Origin of the sequence: [Clostridium] ultunense DSM 10521, assembly GCF_000511955.1 — a bacterium.
Classification (GTDB): Bacteria; Bacillota; Clostridia; order Tissierellales; family Tepidimicrobiaceae; genus Schnuerera; species Schnuerera ultunensis.
Genome location: NZ_AZSU01000006.1, coordinates 167,602 through 183,775, shown reverse-complemented (window position 1 = coordinate 183,775; position 16,174 = coordinate 167,602). Strand labels below are relative to the sequence as shown.

General features: G+C 32.6%; 11 protein-coding genes. All 11 read right to left on the bottom strand.

Annotated features, from left to right (window positions below; all coding sequences use genetic code 11):
* Window positions 1–40: 40 nt before the first annotated feature.
* Window positions 41–1,699, bottom strand: a complete 1,659-nt coding sequence (gene hcp / locus CUL_RS0113980; protein ID WP_025642290.1) for a hydroxylamine reductase — start codon at window positions 1,697–1,699, stop codon at window positions 41–43.
* Window positions 1,700–1,771: 72 nt separating this feature from the next.
* Window positions 1,772–2,806, bottom strand: a complete 1,035-nt coding sequence (locus tag CUL_RS0113975; RefSeq protein WP_005585605.1) for an ATP-binding cassette domain-containing protein — start codon at window positions 2,804–2,806, stop codon at window positions 1,772–1,774.
* Window positions 2,799–3,500, bottom strand: a complete 702-nt coding sequence (locus CUL_RS0113970; RefSeq protein ID WP_005585604.1) for a GTP-binding protein — start codon at window positions 3,498–3,500, stop codon at window positions 2,799–2,801. The genes CUL_RS0113975 and CUL_RS0113970 overlap by 8 nt, the downstream gene beginning before the upstream one ends.
* 11 nt (window positions 3,501–3,511) lie before the next feature.
* Window positions 3,512–4,738, bottom strand: a complete 1,227-nt coding sequence (locus CUL_RS17500; RefSeq protein WP_005585603.1) for an ABC transporter substrate-binding protein — start codon at window positions 4,736–4,738, stop codon at window positions 3,512–3,514.
* 96 nt (window positions 4,739–4,834) lie between these two features.
* Entirely contained in the window at window positions 4,835–6,691 is a 1,857-nt protein-coding gene (locus CUL_RS0113960) for an ABC transporter ATP-binding protein (RefSeq protein ID WP_005585602.1), read from the bottom strand.
* On the bottom strand, window positions 6,688–8,907 hold the full coding sequence (locus tag CUL_RS0113955) for an ABC transporter ATP-binding protein (protein ID WP_005585601.1): 2,220 nt from the start codon (window positions 8,905–8,907) through the stop codon (window positions 6,688–6,690). Before CUL_RS0113955 ends, CUL_RS0113960 begins: the two co-directional genes overlap by 4 nt.
* A gap of 133 nt (window positions 8,908–9,040) precedes the next feature.
* Complete coding sequence (locus tag CUL_RS0113950) at window positions 9,041–10,162, bottom strand: chromate transporter (RefSeq protein WP_025642285.1); 1,122 nt, start codon at window positions 10,160–10,162, stop codon at window positions 9,041–9,043.
* 101 nt (window positions 10,163–10,263) lie between these two features.
* On the bottom strand, window positions 10,264–12,084 hold the full coding sequence (locus tag CUL_RS0113945) for an ABC transporter ATP-binding protein (protein WP_005585597.1): 1,821 nt from the start codon (window positions 12,082–12,084) through the stop codon (window positions 10,264–10,266).
* Window positions 12,074–13,816, bottom strand: coding sequence for an ABC transporter ATP-binding protein (locus CUL_RS0113940; protein ID WP_005585595.1), 1,743 nt, complete (start codon window positions 13,814–13,816; stop codon window positions 12,074–12,076). Before CUL_RS0113940 ends, CUL_RS0113945 begins: the two co-directional genes overlap by 11 nt.
* 131 nt (window positions 13,817–13,947) lie before the next feature.
* Window positions 13,948–14,175, bottom strand: coding sequence for a MoaD/ThiS family protein (locus CUL_RS0113935; protein ID WP_005585593.1), 228 nt, complete (start codon window positions 14,173–14,175; stop codon window positions 13,948–13,950).
* Between the two features lie 80 nt (window positions 14,176–14,255).
* Window positions 14,256–16,088 carry an aldehyde ferredoxin oxidoreductase family protein gene (locus CUL_RS0113930; protein WP_005585592.1) on the bottom strand — a complete coding sequence of 611 codons (1,833 nt, stop codon included), beginning with the start codon at window positions 16,086–16,088 and terminating at the stop codon, window positions 14,256–14,258.
* Window positions 16,089–16,174: the final 86 nt, after the last annotated feature.

Sequence of the window (16,174 nt, the reverse complement as noted above, 5' to 3'; positions counted from 1 at the left end):
CCCTATTACTTATTACTTACTATAGATGGGGTTTTATAGATTAAGCTTCCATAAACATCTTTATATCATCTTCGACATTTGAAATCGTTCCAATTCCAAAGTTTTCTACCAGTACATTAGCCACATTTGGTGATAGGAAAGCTGGTAGTGTTGGTCCTAGGTGGATATTCTTTACCCCTAAGGACAATAAAGCTAATAATACTATTACCGCTTTTTGTTCATACCAAGCAATATTATATGCAATTGGTAGTTCGTTTATGTCATTTAGTTCAAAGATTTCTTTTAATTTTAACGCTATAACTGCTAATGAATAAGAGTCGTTACATTGTCCTGCATCTAATACTCTTGGAATTCCTCCAATGTCTCCTAAATTCAATTTATTGTATTTATATTTAGCACATCCTGCAGTTAATATTACTGTATCTTTTGGAAGAGCAGCTGCAAAATCTGTATAGTAGTTTCTTGATTTCATTCTTCCATCACAGCCTGCCATTACGAAGAATTTCTTAATAGCTCCTGACTTTACTGCATCTACTATCTTGTCAGCTAAAGCAAATACTTGAGCATGAGCAAATCCTCCAACGATTGTTCCTCTTTCTATTTCAGTAGGTGCTGGCAATCTCTTAGCATGTTCTATAATTTCTGAGAAATCTTTAGGTTGCCCATCTACTCTGTCTGGAATATGTTTAAATCCAGGGTATCCAGTGGAACCTGTAGTATATACTCTATCTGCATAGGATTCCTTTGGTGGTACTATACAGTTAGTTGTAAATAGTATTGCTCCATTGAACTTTTCAAATTCTTCTTTTTGTTTCCACCAAGCATTACCATAGTTTCCAACAAAATGGTCGTATTTTTTGAATGCTGGATAATAGTTTGCTGGTAACATTTCACTATGGGTATACACGTCTACTCCTGTTCCTTCTGTTTGTTTCAATAGCTCTTCAAAATCCTTTAAATCATGTCCTGAGACAAGAATTGCAGGGTTATTTCTTACTCCTATATTTACTTCCGTTATTTCTGGGTTTCCATAGGTTGAAGTATTGGCTTCATCTAACAATGCCATTACTTTAACTCCATATTCTCCTGTTTTTAAAGTTAAAGCCACTAAATCATCTACAGTTAAACTATCATCCATTGTAGCTGCTAAAGTTTTTCTCATGAATTTAGCAATCTCTGGGTCATTATATCCTAGGTTATCTGCATGTTCTGCATAGGCAGCCATACCTTTTAATCCGTAAGTAATAAGCTCTCTTAATGAACGAATATCTTCATCTTTTGTAGCTAATACTCCTACTCTATCTTTATCGTTATTTGCTTTATATACTATATCATCATCAGAGTTCACTGAAAAAGTAGCAGCATCTTTCAAATCATCTAAGTTTACTCCTTTTTCCCTTAAGTTTGCTTTTAGCTCATCCCTTATCTTAAGCCCTTCCTTAATCTTTGCTAAAAATCTCTCTTTATCGAAGTTTGCATTTGTAATTGTCATAAATAGACCATCCATGATAAATCTATCTAGACCTTCTACTTCATATCCTATTTCATCTGCTTTAACTCCTAATTTTGAAATACCTTTTAAGGTATAAATCATCAAGTCTTGTAAATTGGCTAAATCTGCTGTTTTACCACAGACTCCCACTTTTGTACAGCCCTTTCCTCCAGCTGTTTCTTGACATTGATAACAAAACATAGACATATTATTAACCCCCTTGTTTATTGTTGATGAATCTATTTTAATATACAATCCCTACTATTTCGGTAACCTATGTTACAAAACGAAAAATAATTGATAATATTTATCATTATTAATTGACAAACCATTTCTCAGATCATTTCTCATATTTTGCATTATGTGATCCATCTTTTCTAATTCTGCTAATACTTCCTTTTCTTCTTCACTGGTCTCAATGACCTTATCTATTCCACCATTTTTTATTACAATTCTTTTGTCTGCCATAAGAGCTAAAATAGGGTCATGAGTTGCCATTAGGACAATCTTGTCACTACTTACCAATAGATTTAATGCCTTCTTCCTATCAATTCCCGCATTTTCAATTTCATCTATTAAAACTATAGGTGAAGAACTTAAAATTGCAGTATCGGCTATCATCAAGGCTCTAGATTGTCCACCGCTAAGGCTAGTTATGGGCGTAGTTAATTTAAATTCTTCACCTGCTAGATTATTAGCCTCTTCTATTATCTCTTTTACTACTCTATCTACATCTTCTACCATTCTGCTTTCAGCATGGAGTTCTAAAAATTCTTCTACAGTTAAATCCATTACAAAATTCATATTTTGAGATAATTGAGCCACTAGTTTGTTATTAGATGAAAATCTCCATTTCATATCTGGAACTTCATTATTTATAAGGATTGTCCTTCCCGTAGGCGTATCTTCTTGTGCAGTCCACTCTATATCAGCTAAAAGTCTACTTTTACCAGAACCTGTAGGCCCTACTATGGACACTATCTCCGATTTATAAATTGTCAACTTTTCAAATCCTTCCTTGTTCCCATTTTTATCAGTACCAGCTATTATGGATAAGGATTCTATTCCAGCTTCGTCTTCCAACCCTAAAAATTCTACCATTTGTATAATATATGAGGATAAATCTTCTATTAATTTTCTAGTATCAATAGCCCATTCTTCTTTTTCCTCTTCAGTAAAATGATTTAGATATTCTTCAAAGGTTTTATCTTCATATCCTTCTATATCTAATCTATTTTCCTCAAAATAATTTATAATAAAGGGGTATTTTTGTTGTAATTCTTTTATTGTCATAGTATCTAATATATTATTCATCTTCATCACCTAGTTTTATCTTTCTTACATTCCCCATTTGATAGTCTTCTCCTATTCTAGTTTCTCCTAAACAATAAGAACATAAAGCAGAAGGCATAGGAAACCTAAGTTGTTTTCCTTGAACTGTTTCTATATTTTCATCTTCTCCATATAGTAAGGTACTAAGTTCAAAGGCTCCTTGACCAGTTAATCCGTTTATATGCATAGTCATAGCCCTTGGGTTTACAGAATTTACTCTAGAGGAGAAAACTTCCCTTTCCGCTTGGGACACTATATCCCCCTTAGTAATAACTACAATATCTGCCGATTTAAGCATAGGTCCAATTTTTTTAGGTGTATTTATGCCGGATAGATTATCTATTACACAGATGGATCTTATATCTTTAATATAAGGCGAACATCTATTACATAATCCTGCAGATTCAGTAATTAAAAGATCTAAATTTTCCTTTATTCCCCAATGTATCACCTCTTCAATATTGGATACGAAGAAATGATCTGGACAGAGAGAACCAGATAAACCTTTTTTTACAGGAACACCTGCTTTTTCATATAAAATATCATCATCTGTATAGAGACAATCAAATTTAACTACTCCTACAGTAATATCCCTTCGTTTCAATGCTTCTATTACTTTTAATATAATAGAGGTCTTCCCTGATGAAGGAGGACCTGAAACCGTAACTAAATTCATATATATTCCTCCTAAATTGATTCATTAAATATTCTTTCGCATTCTTTGATTGATCTTCCAATATCATTTTCTTTTATATAATCCCAACCGAGCCACATGTATTTTTGATCCTTTGGTATCTGATTGTCTACTTCTGGGTTAGTACTTGGAAATCTTCCATTGTGAGATAGAATTTCTCCTACTTCCTTGGAAGCAAATAGATTTACAAAGGGTTTCAATTTATCTTTTTTAGATCTTTTTGATAATAAAAATATAGGACTTACAATAGCACCATCCTTTGGCCAAATTGCCTTCATAGGTCCATCTTTTTTAGTCATCTTAGTAAAGAAATAAGGCATTATGGTAATTGCTGATCTTTCTATTTTCATATGGGATTTTACCATTTCTGAAGGATGCATCCCTTTAGACAAGGATTTCCCTAATTTTTTTATTCCATCTTCTCCATATCTTTTATATATATTTAATAAAATAGCATTAAATAAATCAAAATCTCCAATTGGCAAACTTACTCTATTCTCAAATTCCGGTTTTAATATATCTTCCCAACTCGTAGGAGCCTTTTGATCTTTTAATTCTTCCATATTTACTAGAAATACTGCAGGAACTACTCCTATAATGGAATACTCTTTATCTGGATCTTGTAAATTTATATCTTCATTTTGGAAATCTTCATTTAATTGTTCAAATCCTGTTATATCTTCAAAGGTTCCTTTAGATTTGAATTTCCCCATTAATCTGTTTTCAAAGAATAGATCGAATCCTGCAGATATGAATAAATCTGATAATTCTTTTTCTGTTTCTGCTTTTTCTATTTCTTCTTTCAACCAATCTACTCCTGCTGAAGCTGCTTTTAATTCATAATCTACAGTCATACCTAATTTACTTCCTTCCTCTTCCATCCATTCGTTAAAGGCATCCATTAAAGGTATCCTTACAGGGCAGGGAAGGACTCCATCTATTTTTACATCAGCCTCTTCTTTTTTATTTTCTAAAGTTAAAGTTTCATCTATGAAGTTTCTATTCTGTTCAATTACCTCTATTAATTTTTCAGTAAATAAATCTACATTAACCCTTTTACTTTTCAATGCCATTTCTAATGAAATAGTTTTTCCCATTAGTTTTCTCATCTTTTCATTGGCTAATTGAGTAAAACCATGGGTAACAAATACATCTATGGTTTCTGGATATTTTTCCGTTATATCATAAACTTTATCTTTTATATTAAAATATTTATTCACTATCAATTCCTCCTTATATAGATGCCGTTACTAATATATTTATTATAGTCTTAAATAACAAAAAAGTCGGTAACAATCGTTACCAACTCTAGTGTTTTAAGATGCTTCCGGTTCTTCAAACTGGCTATTATAAAGTTCTGCATAGAATCCATTTTTATCTAAAAGTTCTTTATGGTTACCTTGTTCTATTATATCTCCATCCCTCATCACAAGGATTAAATCTGCATCTCTTATAGTCGAAAGCCTATGGGCGATTACAAAGGAGGTTCTTCCTTTCATTAAGTTTTCCATAGCTTTTTGTATGAGTATTTCCGTCCTTGTATCTACAGAGGATGTGGCTTCATCTAATATTAATATTTTAGGGTCTGAGAGAATAGCCCTAGCAATGGTTAGTAATTGTTTTTGTCCTTGAGATATATTGTCTGCCTCTTCATTTATTACCATATTATATCCATTTGGTAAGGTTTGAATAAACCTATGAGCATAGGCTAGTTTTGCTGCATTTATAACCTCATCATCTGTTGCATCTAATCTTCCATACCTAATATTCTCCATTATAGTACCAGAAAAAAGCCATGTATCCTGTAAAACCATTCCAAAATTATTTCTTAAATCTTCTCTAGTAAAATCCTTTATATCCTGTCCATCAACTAATATTCTACCTTCATTTAATTCATAGAAGCGCATGAGAAGTTTAACTATTGTAGTTTTTCCTGCCCCTGTAGGTCCAACTATTGCAACCTTCTGACCTGGTTCAATATTAGCAGAAAAATTCTTAATGATTATTTTATCTTCATCATATCCAAATATCACATTTTCAAATTTAACCCTTCCCTCTATGTTCTTCAATTTTACGGGAGTTTCGCTCTCTTCAATTTCTTCATCTTCTTCTAAAAATTCAAATACCCTCTCAGCTGCAGCCACAGTAGATTGTAGTACATTACTTATTTGGGCTACTTGAGCTATAGGTTGAGTAAAGCTCCTTATATATTGAATAAAAGAAAGAATATCCCCTACTTCTATAGCCCCCCTAATGGCAAGCCATCCTCCAAGAATAGATACTACAACATAACCCAGATTACCTATAAACATCATAATAGGATGCATCATCCCTGATAAGAATTGAGCCTTCCAAGCTGAATTATAAAGATCTCCATTGATCCCTCTAAATTCTTCAATTTCTGTTTCCTCTGCATTAAAGGCCTTCATTATATTATGCCCACCGTATACTTCCTCTATATGACCATTTACCCGTCCTAATGATTCTTGCTGAACTTTAAAGTATTTTTGGGATCTTTTAACTATACTTAAAACTAAGAACATTGAAATAGGTAATATCAAAAGGGCTGCAATAGTCATTCTGATACTTATAGATATCATCATAATAAGTACCCCTATTAAAGTGGTAGCAGAGGTTATAATCTGACTCATACTTTGGTTTAATGTTTGACTTACCGTATCCACATCATTGGTAACCCTAGATAATACATCACCGTGAGTATTTGTGTCAAAATATTTAAGGGGCAGCCTGTTTATTTTCTTGGATATTTCCTTTCTTAAATTATAGGATATCCTTTGGGCTACTCCAGTAACTATGAATCCCTGAATATAGGAAAATAAAGCACTGATTAAATAAAGTCCTATAAGGATTGAAATAATATTTCCTATATATTGAAAATCTATACCAGAGCCGGGAATGCCAGATACCTTTCCTACAAGACCTTCAAATATCTTGGTAGTCCCTTTACCAAGTATTTTAGGACCTACTATTGAAAAGGCTGCGCTTCCTATTGCAAAGACTATTACTACAATAAGTTTTATTCTATAGGGTCTTAAATAATTGAGAAGTTTCCTAAAAGTTTCTCTAAAATTTTTAGGTTTATCAAACCTTCCCATCCCTCTCATAGGACCCTTAGGTCCTCTTCTATGATCTTGAATCTTTCTTTCACTCATATTGCAAGTTCCTCCTCTGATAGTTGTGATAGGGCAATTTGTCTATAAACATCAGAATTCTCTAGAAGTTCCTTATGGGTACCCATGCCTACTATCCTTCCTCTATCTAAAACGATAATCTTCTCAGCATTCTTTATAGTATTAATCCTTTGAGCTACTATAAGCACCGTCCTACCCTCTATTTCTTTATTCATAGCCCTTCTTAAAGCTGCATCAGTTTTAAAATCCAGAGCTGAAAAACTGTCATCAAATATAAATACCTCTGGTTTTTTAACCAATGCCCTAGCAATAGAAAGCCTTTGTCTCTGTCCTCCCGAAACATTAGTACCTCCTTGGGATATTTCAGATAAAATTCCTTTCTCTTTCTCTTCTACAAACCCCTTTGCTTGAGCTATTTCTATAGCCTTTATTATATCTTCATCCTTAGCATCAAAATTCTTTCCATACCTTAGATTGCTTTCAATATTTCCTGAAAATAATACACTCTTTTGAGGCACATATCCAATTTTCTCCCTTAAATCGTGAAGTTTTATATCCCTTATATCTATTCCATCAAGGGTAATTTGTCCTTCCGTAACATCATAAAATCTAGGTATTAAATTAATAAGAGTAGATTTTCCACTTCCTGTACTTCCAATGAAAGCAGTAGTTTCTCCTGGCCTTGCAGTAAATGATATGTCTTCAAGAACATATTCTTCTGCTCCAGGGTATTTAAAGCTAACATTTTTAAATTTTAATAATCCTTTTCCACTCTTCTTATATTCCTTAGCTGTTTCTGTATCCTTAATTGTCACACCTGCATCTAAAACTTCCACTATCCTTTGGGCTGATACAGAAGCTCTAGGAAGTATTATGGAAATCATTGAAATAATGAGAAAGGACATAATTATCTGCATAGCGTATTGCATAAAGGCCATCATATCCCCAACCTGGATAAAGCCTTTGTCTATTTCATGAGCTCCTATCCAAACTATAAGTAATGTAATACCATTCATAATCAACATCATAGTGGGCATCATTGTAACCATTAACCTAGATACAAATAGATTAGTTTTAGTTAAATCCCTATTGGCTTTATCAAATTTTTTCTCTTCAAATTTTTGAGTATTAAAAGCCCTTATAACCATCATTCCATTAAGGGCCTCTCTCATTACAAGATTAACTTTATCAACAAGTCTTTGTACCCTCTTAAATTTAGGTGTAGCTATAGAAAATAGTACTATAACGAGAGTTAGTATTGCTATCACACCTACACCGACTATCCATGCCATAGAAACATTGGTGTCTAAAGCCCTTATAACTCCACCTACTCCTAAAATAGGAGCATAAAACACCATTCTTAAAAGCATAACTATAAACATTTGTATTTGTTGTATATCATTTGTACTTCTTGTAATTAAAGAAGCTGTGGAGAATTTGTCAAATTCTGCATTTGAAAATGAAGTAACCTTTATAAATACTTTATCTCTCAAATTTCTTCCAAAGGAAGCTGAAACTCTGGCAGATAAAAATCCTACAAGTATAGACGCTGCCATACTTAGCAGTGCAATAAGCAGCATTATTCCTCCTGTATATAAAATATAGTTGGATTGAGTTTTGCCAATATTAACACCAATAGATTCATATTGGGATTTTATATAATTTATAGCAGATTGTTCTATCATACTATCTGGTATATTTTTAAATTCCTCATCAATTTTGTTTTTTACTAAATCAATTTGGTCTTTAGATAAATTATTAAAGGCTATAAAAGGGTCTGTTCCTTCTGGAAGATTTGGTATGATTCCTTGGGATGCACCTTTTTCTATATTTAATACAATAAACATAAATTTACCTAAAAAAGAATCTATATATTCAATATCTTCTTTAGAAGAAGTATTTAAAATATATAGATTTTCTTCTTCTAAAGCTGGATATTCATTGAAATACTTATTATATTCTTCATCTGTTAAATTTTCCTTACCTATTAATTTATAGCTCTCATCTATAAAATTCTTTTGATTTTCGTCTAAAAATATTTTTATTTTAGCCATACCCTCTTCTTTTATCACTTTAGGAACTGCATTTTCAATTCCACTCTGTTGTATGCCTACATTAACTATATTGGACATATAATCAGGTAGGGCTAGTTCTGTCATTGCTTGAAGAAAGAGTAACCCTATTATGATAAATATTAGTATGGTAAATGGCTTGAGTTCTTTTAATATCTTTAACATTTTTTCCTCCTATATTAATTTTCATTATTTGCATTAATAAGGTTATCCCTCATTTGCATAGATAATCTTCTAAGTATTATCTTTTCAATATCACCGCTACAGTAAATGAGATTATTCTAACTATTCTATCAAATTATATTAAACTGCTTATCCATCCAATAATACTACCCCCTATAATCAGCCAAAATGAACTGATTTTATATTTCATTATGGCAAATAAAGAAATAGCAAATATGAATATGCTTAACCCATCTATTAATGAGGCAATACCTAATTTAAATGTTACGACTGCCATCAATGATAAAGAGGCTATATTTATCCCATCTAACATAGACGAAACCCAAATAGATTTTCTCAATCTAGGTATAATAGGGTTTATTATTATGACCAGTAAAAAGGAAGGTATAAATATTCCTATAGTAGCTAATACTGCACCTAAAGTATTCCCTAGTAAATATCCGATAAAGGTAGCTGTAGTAAAGACAGGCCCTGGTGTAAATTGTCCCACCGCTACGGCATCTATCAACTGTTGGTTAGTAAGGACTCCTACCTTTTTTATAAACTCCGCCTCCAAGAAAGCCAACAACACATAACCACTTCCATAAAGAACTGCTCCTATTTTTAAAAAAGTTAAGAAAATTAAAGAAAGTGGCATAATAGAAAAACTAAAAAATTTATTATATATATTCTCTCTATTTAATATAACCATAATAACTAAGCCAGACATTAATAATAGTGGTATCTCTCTAATCCCAAGAAGAGATAAACCAGTTATAATTAATCCAAATACTAGATATAGTTTGTTTTTAATAACGGATTTCCCTAATCTAAGTAAAGCTTGTAGTATTATAGCTATAATTACAGATTTCATTCCATAAAACAAGGACTCCACTTGAGGTATACTCCCATATTTTACATAAGCTATCGCAAATAATAAGGTAATTCCCATGGCAGGTATAATGAAGGATATACCAGCTAAAAATAAACCTAGTATTCCTCCCCTATGATGTCCTATGAAAATAGCAATTTCTGTTGAGTTAGGACCGGGGATTAAATTAGTAGCTCCAATTAAATCCATAAATTTATCATGGTTAATCCATTTTCTTTTATTTATTATTTCTTCTTCCATCATGGCAATATGAGCTGCCGGTCCACCAAAAGCAAAGAAGCCTAATCTCAAAAATACTTTAATTATCTCCTTTTGCCTTTCCACCTTTTCCCTTATACTTAAACTATTATAATTGATTTCTTTCAAAATATCCCTCCTTTAGGCTTCTATTATATAGTACCCAAAGGAGGAATTCTAAAAACTTCTATTAGTTTCTTATGCTATTTCCAACATTATACCATACCCACTTATATATTCATAAACTGGCTTCTATAGAGATTATAATAAGCTCCTTTTCTTTCTATGAGCTGAGTATGGTTACCTTTCTCTACTATTTGTCCATTATTTATTACCATAATTATGTCTGCATCTCTAATAGTTGATAGTCTATGGGCAATTATGAAGGTGGTTCGCCCCTTCATTAGACCTATCATAGCCTCTTGTATTTTAAGTTCAGTTCTAGTATCTACACTAGAGGTGGCTTCATCTAATATTAATATAGAGGGATCAGCTAATATAGCTCTTGATATGGCTAATAATTGTCTCTGCCCTTGACTTAAATTCACTCCTCCTTCTATAAGAAGGGTACTGTAACCCTTGGGAAGCCTTTCTATAAATTCACTAGCTCTACTCATTTTAGCAGCTTCTTTTATTTCTTCATCTGTAGCATCTAATCTACCATATCTAATGTTGTCCTTTATAGTCCCCGAAAAAAGATAAGTATCTTGTAAAACCATACCAAATATCCTTCGTAGACTATCCTTTTTATAATCTTGTATATTTATTCCATCTATTAATATCTCTCCACTAGGAATTTCATAAAATCCAGAGAGTAAATTTACTATGGTAGTCTTACCAGCCCCAGTAGGTCCTACTAAAGCCACATTGGTTCCCGAATCTATTTTTAAAGATATGTTATTTAATACTTTTTCACCCTTCTTATACTCAAAGGATACATTTTTGAACTCAACATCTCCTTTGATTTCTTCTATTTCAATTGCATTATCCTTATCCTTCCTTTCTTCTTCCTCATCAAGTATTTCAAAAACCCTTTCAGCCCCTGCTATACCTGATTGCAAAGTATTAAAAGTACTTGCCAGTTCATTTAGAGGTCGTGTAAACTGTTTTGAGTAGGATATGAAACTAGCTATTACACCTACAGAAATTATTCCCTTAGCAGCTAAAGTTCCACCAAATATTGAAATTACTGCAAATCCAAAATTGCTTATAACATTCATTAAGGGCATAAGAAACCCTGACCAGATCTGTGCTTTAACACCTACATCCCTTAATTGATTATTTTGTTCCTTAAACTGTTCTATGACTGTATTTTCATTATTAAAAGCCTTTACTACATGTATCCCAGATATAGATTCTTCTATATGGCCATTTAGCTTACCTAAAACTCTCTGCTGCTCTACAAATAAAACCTTTGTTCTTTTAGCTATAATCTTAGTTAATAAAAATACCATTGGTACAGTTATTAGGCTGGCTAAAGTCATTAGTCTGCTCAAATATATCATCATGGCTAGAGAACCTAGTATATTTACTACTGAAGTCATAAGTTGTACAGTAGATTGGGATATGGTAATGCTTATATTATCAACATCGTTAGATAATCTACTCATTATTTCTCCGTGGGTATTGGCATCAAAAAATATAATTGGCAAAGATTGAAGTTTCTCATATAATCCTTCTCTTATCTTGTGGACTACACTTTGGGAAATTCCGGAAACCATATATTCCTGCAAAAATACAAGTCCATTACTAGATATATATACAAATAATAAAATTAGAGCATAGAATTTTAAATCTTTAAATTCTACAAGATATGGACCAGGAGCTATTGTGTCTACAGCCTTACCTATTAGAAAAGGGGTTAGTAGGGTTAATCCTACAGATATTAGAATTAATAAAAATATTATTGTTAACTGTCTTTTCTCTTCCTGAAAAAATTCCCAAAGTCTTTTTAAAGTGTCTTTCATATCTTTTGGTTTTTTAATAGGCATAATGGCATGCCTTCCACCAGCAATACCTGGCAATCCCCTTCTTCTACGTCTAGGGTCCAATGTCAACAGCCCCCTTTCCAATCTGTGAATGATAAATATCCTTATATACTTGACAACCACCTATAAGTTCTCCATGGGTTCCTAATCCTACTATTCTACCGTTATCCATAACAATTATTTTATCTGCATCCATTACCGATGTTATTCTTTGAGCAATTAATATGGTTGTAGTATTTCTTAAATTTTCATTTAATCCTTGTCTAATTTTCTTTTCTGTTATCATATCTACTGCTGAGGTACTATCATCTAAAATTAATATGGAAGGATTTCTTATTAGAGCCCGAGCTATTGATATCCTCTGTTTTTGACCACCTGATAAATTTACTCCTCCTTGACCTAGATATGTATTATATCCTTCATTAAAAGAGATTATAAAATCGTGAGCCTTTGCAATCTTAGAAACCCTTACCACATCCTCATAAGTGGCTTCTTCACATCCCCATTTTATATTATCCATTATACTACCAGTAAATAATAGGGGCTTTTGAATTACCATGCCAATATTTTGTCTTAATTGACTAATATCAATTTTTTTTACATCTATGCCATCTACTTTTACTTTTCCTCTATCTGCATCGTAAAATCGAGGTATTAAATTAACTAAGGAGGTCTTTCCAGATCCGGTGGAGCCAATTATAGCTAATGTTTTCCCAGGATTAATGGAAAAGTTTATATCTTCCAATACATATTTACTGTTTGAATAATATTTAAAGTAAACATGTTCAAATTCAATCTGTCCCTTAGCTTTATTTATAGAAACAGGCTTTCTTCTTTCCAATATAATATTCTCTTCTATAAATATCTCCCCCACCCTTTCTGCTGACGCTTTAGCCCTTATAAACATATTTAACACTCTTGTCATCATTCTAAGTGAAAAGTGTACCAATAACATATAATTGATAAAAGCCATAACCTTTCCAACTTCTAGATTACCATTGTTTACTCTAATTCCTCCAACCCATAAGATAATCACAATACCTATATCTACTATTAACCCAACTAAAGGATTAAAAACTGCTACTGTTCTCATACCTTTAAGGGTCCTTTCCTTTAAATTATCATTTACATCTTTAAAACGACGTTTTTCATAATTAAATCTATTAAATGCCTTTACCACTCTAATACCTGCCAAGTACTCCCTCATAACTCCATTAACCTTGTCTAGGGCAATTTGCATTTTCTTAAATATGGGGTAGGATATTTTAAAATTTAAAAATATAATTAATCCAGCCACTGGAATGGTGCCTATTAATATAAGGCCCATATTGAAATCCAATAAAAATGCCATTATTATAGCCCCAATTAGGCGAACAGGAGATTTAACAAAGATTCTCATCATGGCATGAGAAAAATTTTGTACCTGATTTACATCATTGGTAAGCCTTGTAATCAAAGAGGCATCTTGAAATTTATCTATATTATCAAAGGAAAAGCCCTGTATCTTTGTATATAAATCTTCCCGTAAATCAGCACCAAAACTCTGGGATACTTTAGACGAAACTATATTCCTAATGATTGCAAATATAGCCCCTATAAAGGTAATGGCAATCATTAATCCTCCTAATTTCAAGATATAATCCATATCTTTATTCTTTACCCCTTTATCGATTATCATTGACATAATGGTAGGATTAACTACATCTACTATAGTTTCAAGGACTATAAATGCAACGGCTATAAAATATTCTTTTTTATACCTATTAATATATTTTTTTAGATAGTTAAGATTCATAGACTTCTCCTCAATAACTATTTATTATACTTTATTATATCATATTGTTTAGACCCTCGAAGTATAATTAGATCAATTATATTTTATATAAAAAAAGATTGCCTAAGCAATCTTTGATAAAGGTGAATATTTTAGCCACCTCCTACAGGTGGAAATAGTGATACAATATCTCCATCTTTAGGTTCACGACTAGCAGGCCCATCTATCCCATTGAGTAAAAGTATACTTACTTCTTCTTCATCTATATTCAAATATTTAACAATATCAGAAAGAGTAGTCCCTTCTTCAAATTCTAAAGTCTTCTTTTTCCATCTTCCTTCTCTAAAATAGGCAAATAACCTAACTTCAACCTTAATCACTACAACACCTCCTCGATATTATTATATAGTAGTAGCTGAAACCTATCAACAAAATAAAAAGCCCCCAAAGGAGCTTTTTATTACTTACTAGCTAAACCCAAATACTTCTTATACTCTTCAAGACCTAATCTCTCTAATGTTTCTTCTGTTGGTATTCCTTTCTCATCCCAACCTCTTACCTCATAGTATTCTGGAAGTAATTTATCAAGATGATGTATATGTCCTTCTGTAGGTCCATTTACTACAGGTTCTTCCAACAATCTCTTTGGTAAAGTATCATGGGAACTGTCTATTCCTTCCCTTAGATTAAATAATTTTTCTAAATTCCATACCCTTTCTCCAGCTTCTAATAAAGAGTCGTCATCATATATATCTCCACATACTGCGTTATACATATCTACATAATCAGGTAACCCTAAACCAAAGGTACTAAATACACATAGACCTATAGAATCTATTACAGCAGTTAAATCATGGAACACCTTAGCATAAGCTGCTTTTCCTTCTAAGGATAATCTATCTAATTTTTCTGGATAACCTAGTATTTCAGGACTTATCATATATCCTTTTATATGACATCCTCCCCTATTATTCACTGCATAGGTAATACCATGCCCTTGAACTCCCCTTGGGTCATAAGCAGGTAATTCTTGTTTTTTAACTGACATAGATAATTCTGGTACCCCATAGGATTCCGCCAATCTATAGGAACCGTCAGTTAATTTATCTCCAAATCCTTCTCTTAATGCCATCTTCTTGGTCCATCCTACTATAGCTTTTGCATCTCCCCAATTTAAACTTAAACCATCTTTTTCTATATCTTCATCTTTTATATACCCTTTTTCATAAAGTTCCATGGCTGCAGCTATGGTTGCACCTGCCGAGATAGTATCTAAACCATAGTCATTACAAAGCATATTGGCTTCATTTATAGCATCATAATCATATACATCACAGTCTGCACCATAGGACCATACAGTTTCGTATTCAGGTCCTCCAACTACTGAGCCATCGGCTAGTTTAACTACTCTACCACAAGCAATAGGACATCTGAAACAAGCCTGTTTTTTTACTAAATGTTTTTCAGTCATAGTCTCTCCAGATATTAAGTCTGCATTATCTGTATAGGACTTCTGGAAGTTCCTTACTGGCAATACTCCAGATTCATTAATTATATTTACTAAAACAGCACTACCATAGGATGGAAGCCCTCCTCCTGCTACTGGATCTTCCCTTAATATTCTAATCTTTTCCGATGAAACTTTCTTAACCCTTTCTTCATCAAATAAAGAAACTTTTTTGCTTCCCCTTACTACAACTGCTTTTAAGTTTTTAGAACCCATTACTGCACCTATTCCACCACGACCAGCAGCTCTATCTAAATCGTTCATTATAGACGCCATTAAAGATAAATTTTCTCCTGCAGGACCTATAGATAATACATTAACCCCCTCATGGTCTCCTTTAATAATTTCTGTAGCTTCTGATACGGTTTTACCCCATATATGGGAAGCGTCTCTTATTTCTATCTTATCATCCTCAATATATAGATATACTGGTTTATCAGCCTTACCCTCGAATATTATGGCATCATGACCTGTGGCTTTAAATTTAGGCCCCCAATATCCACCAGAATTAGCTATAGCAATAGTTCCTGTTAAAGGTGATTTACTTATAACCATATACCTTCCACTAGTAGGAACAGGTGCTCCAGTTAAAGCTCCAGTTGCTATTATAATCTTGTTTTCTTCACTAAAGGGGTCTACATTAGCCGGAACTTCATCCACCATAATTTTTACCCCAAGACCTCTAGATCCTAGATACTTCTGTGCTACTTTTAAATCTAATGGTTCTACTTTCACAGTCCTATCCGTTAGATTTACTCTTAATATCTTCCCCATATATCCACTCATATTTCATACCTCCCTATTAATTTATAAGAACTTAAAATAATTTTACTTATCAGCGTTAACTCTTTGCCTACGCAATATAGATAATG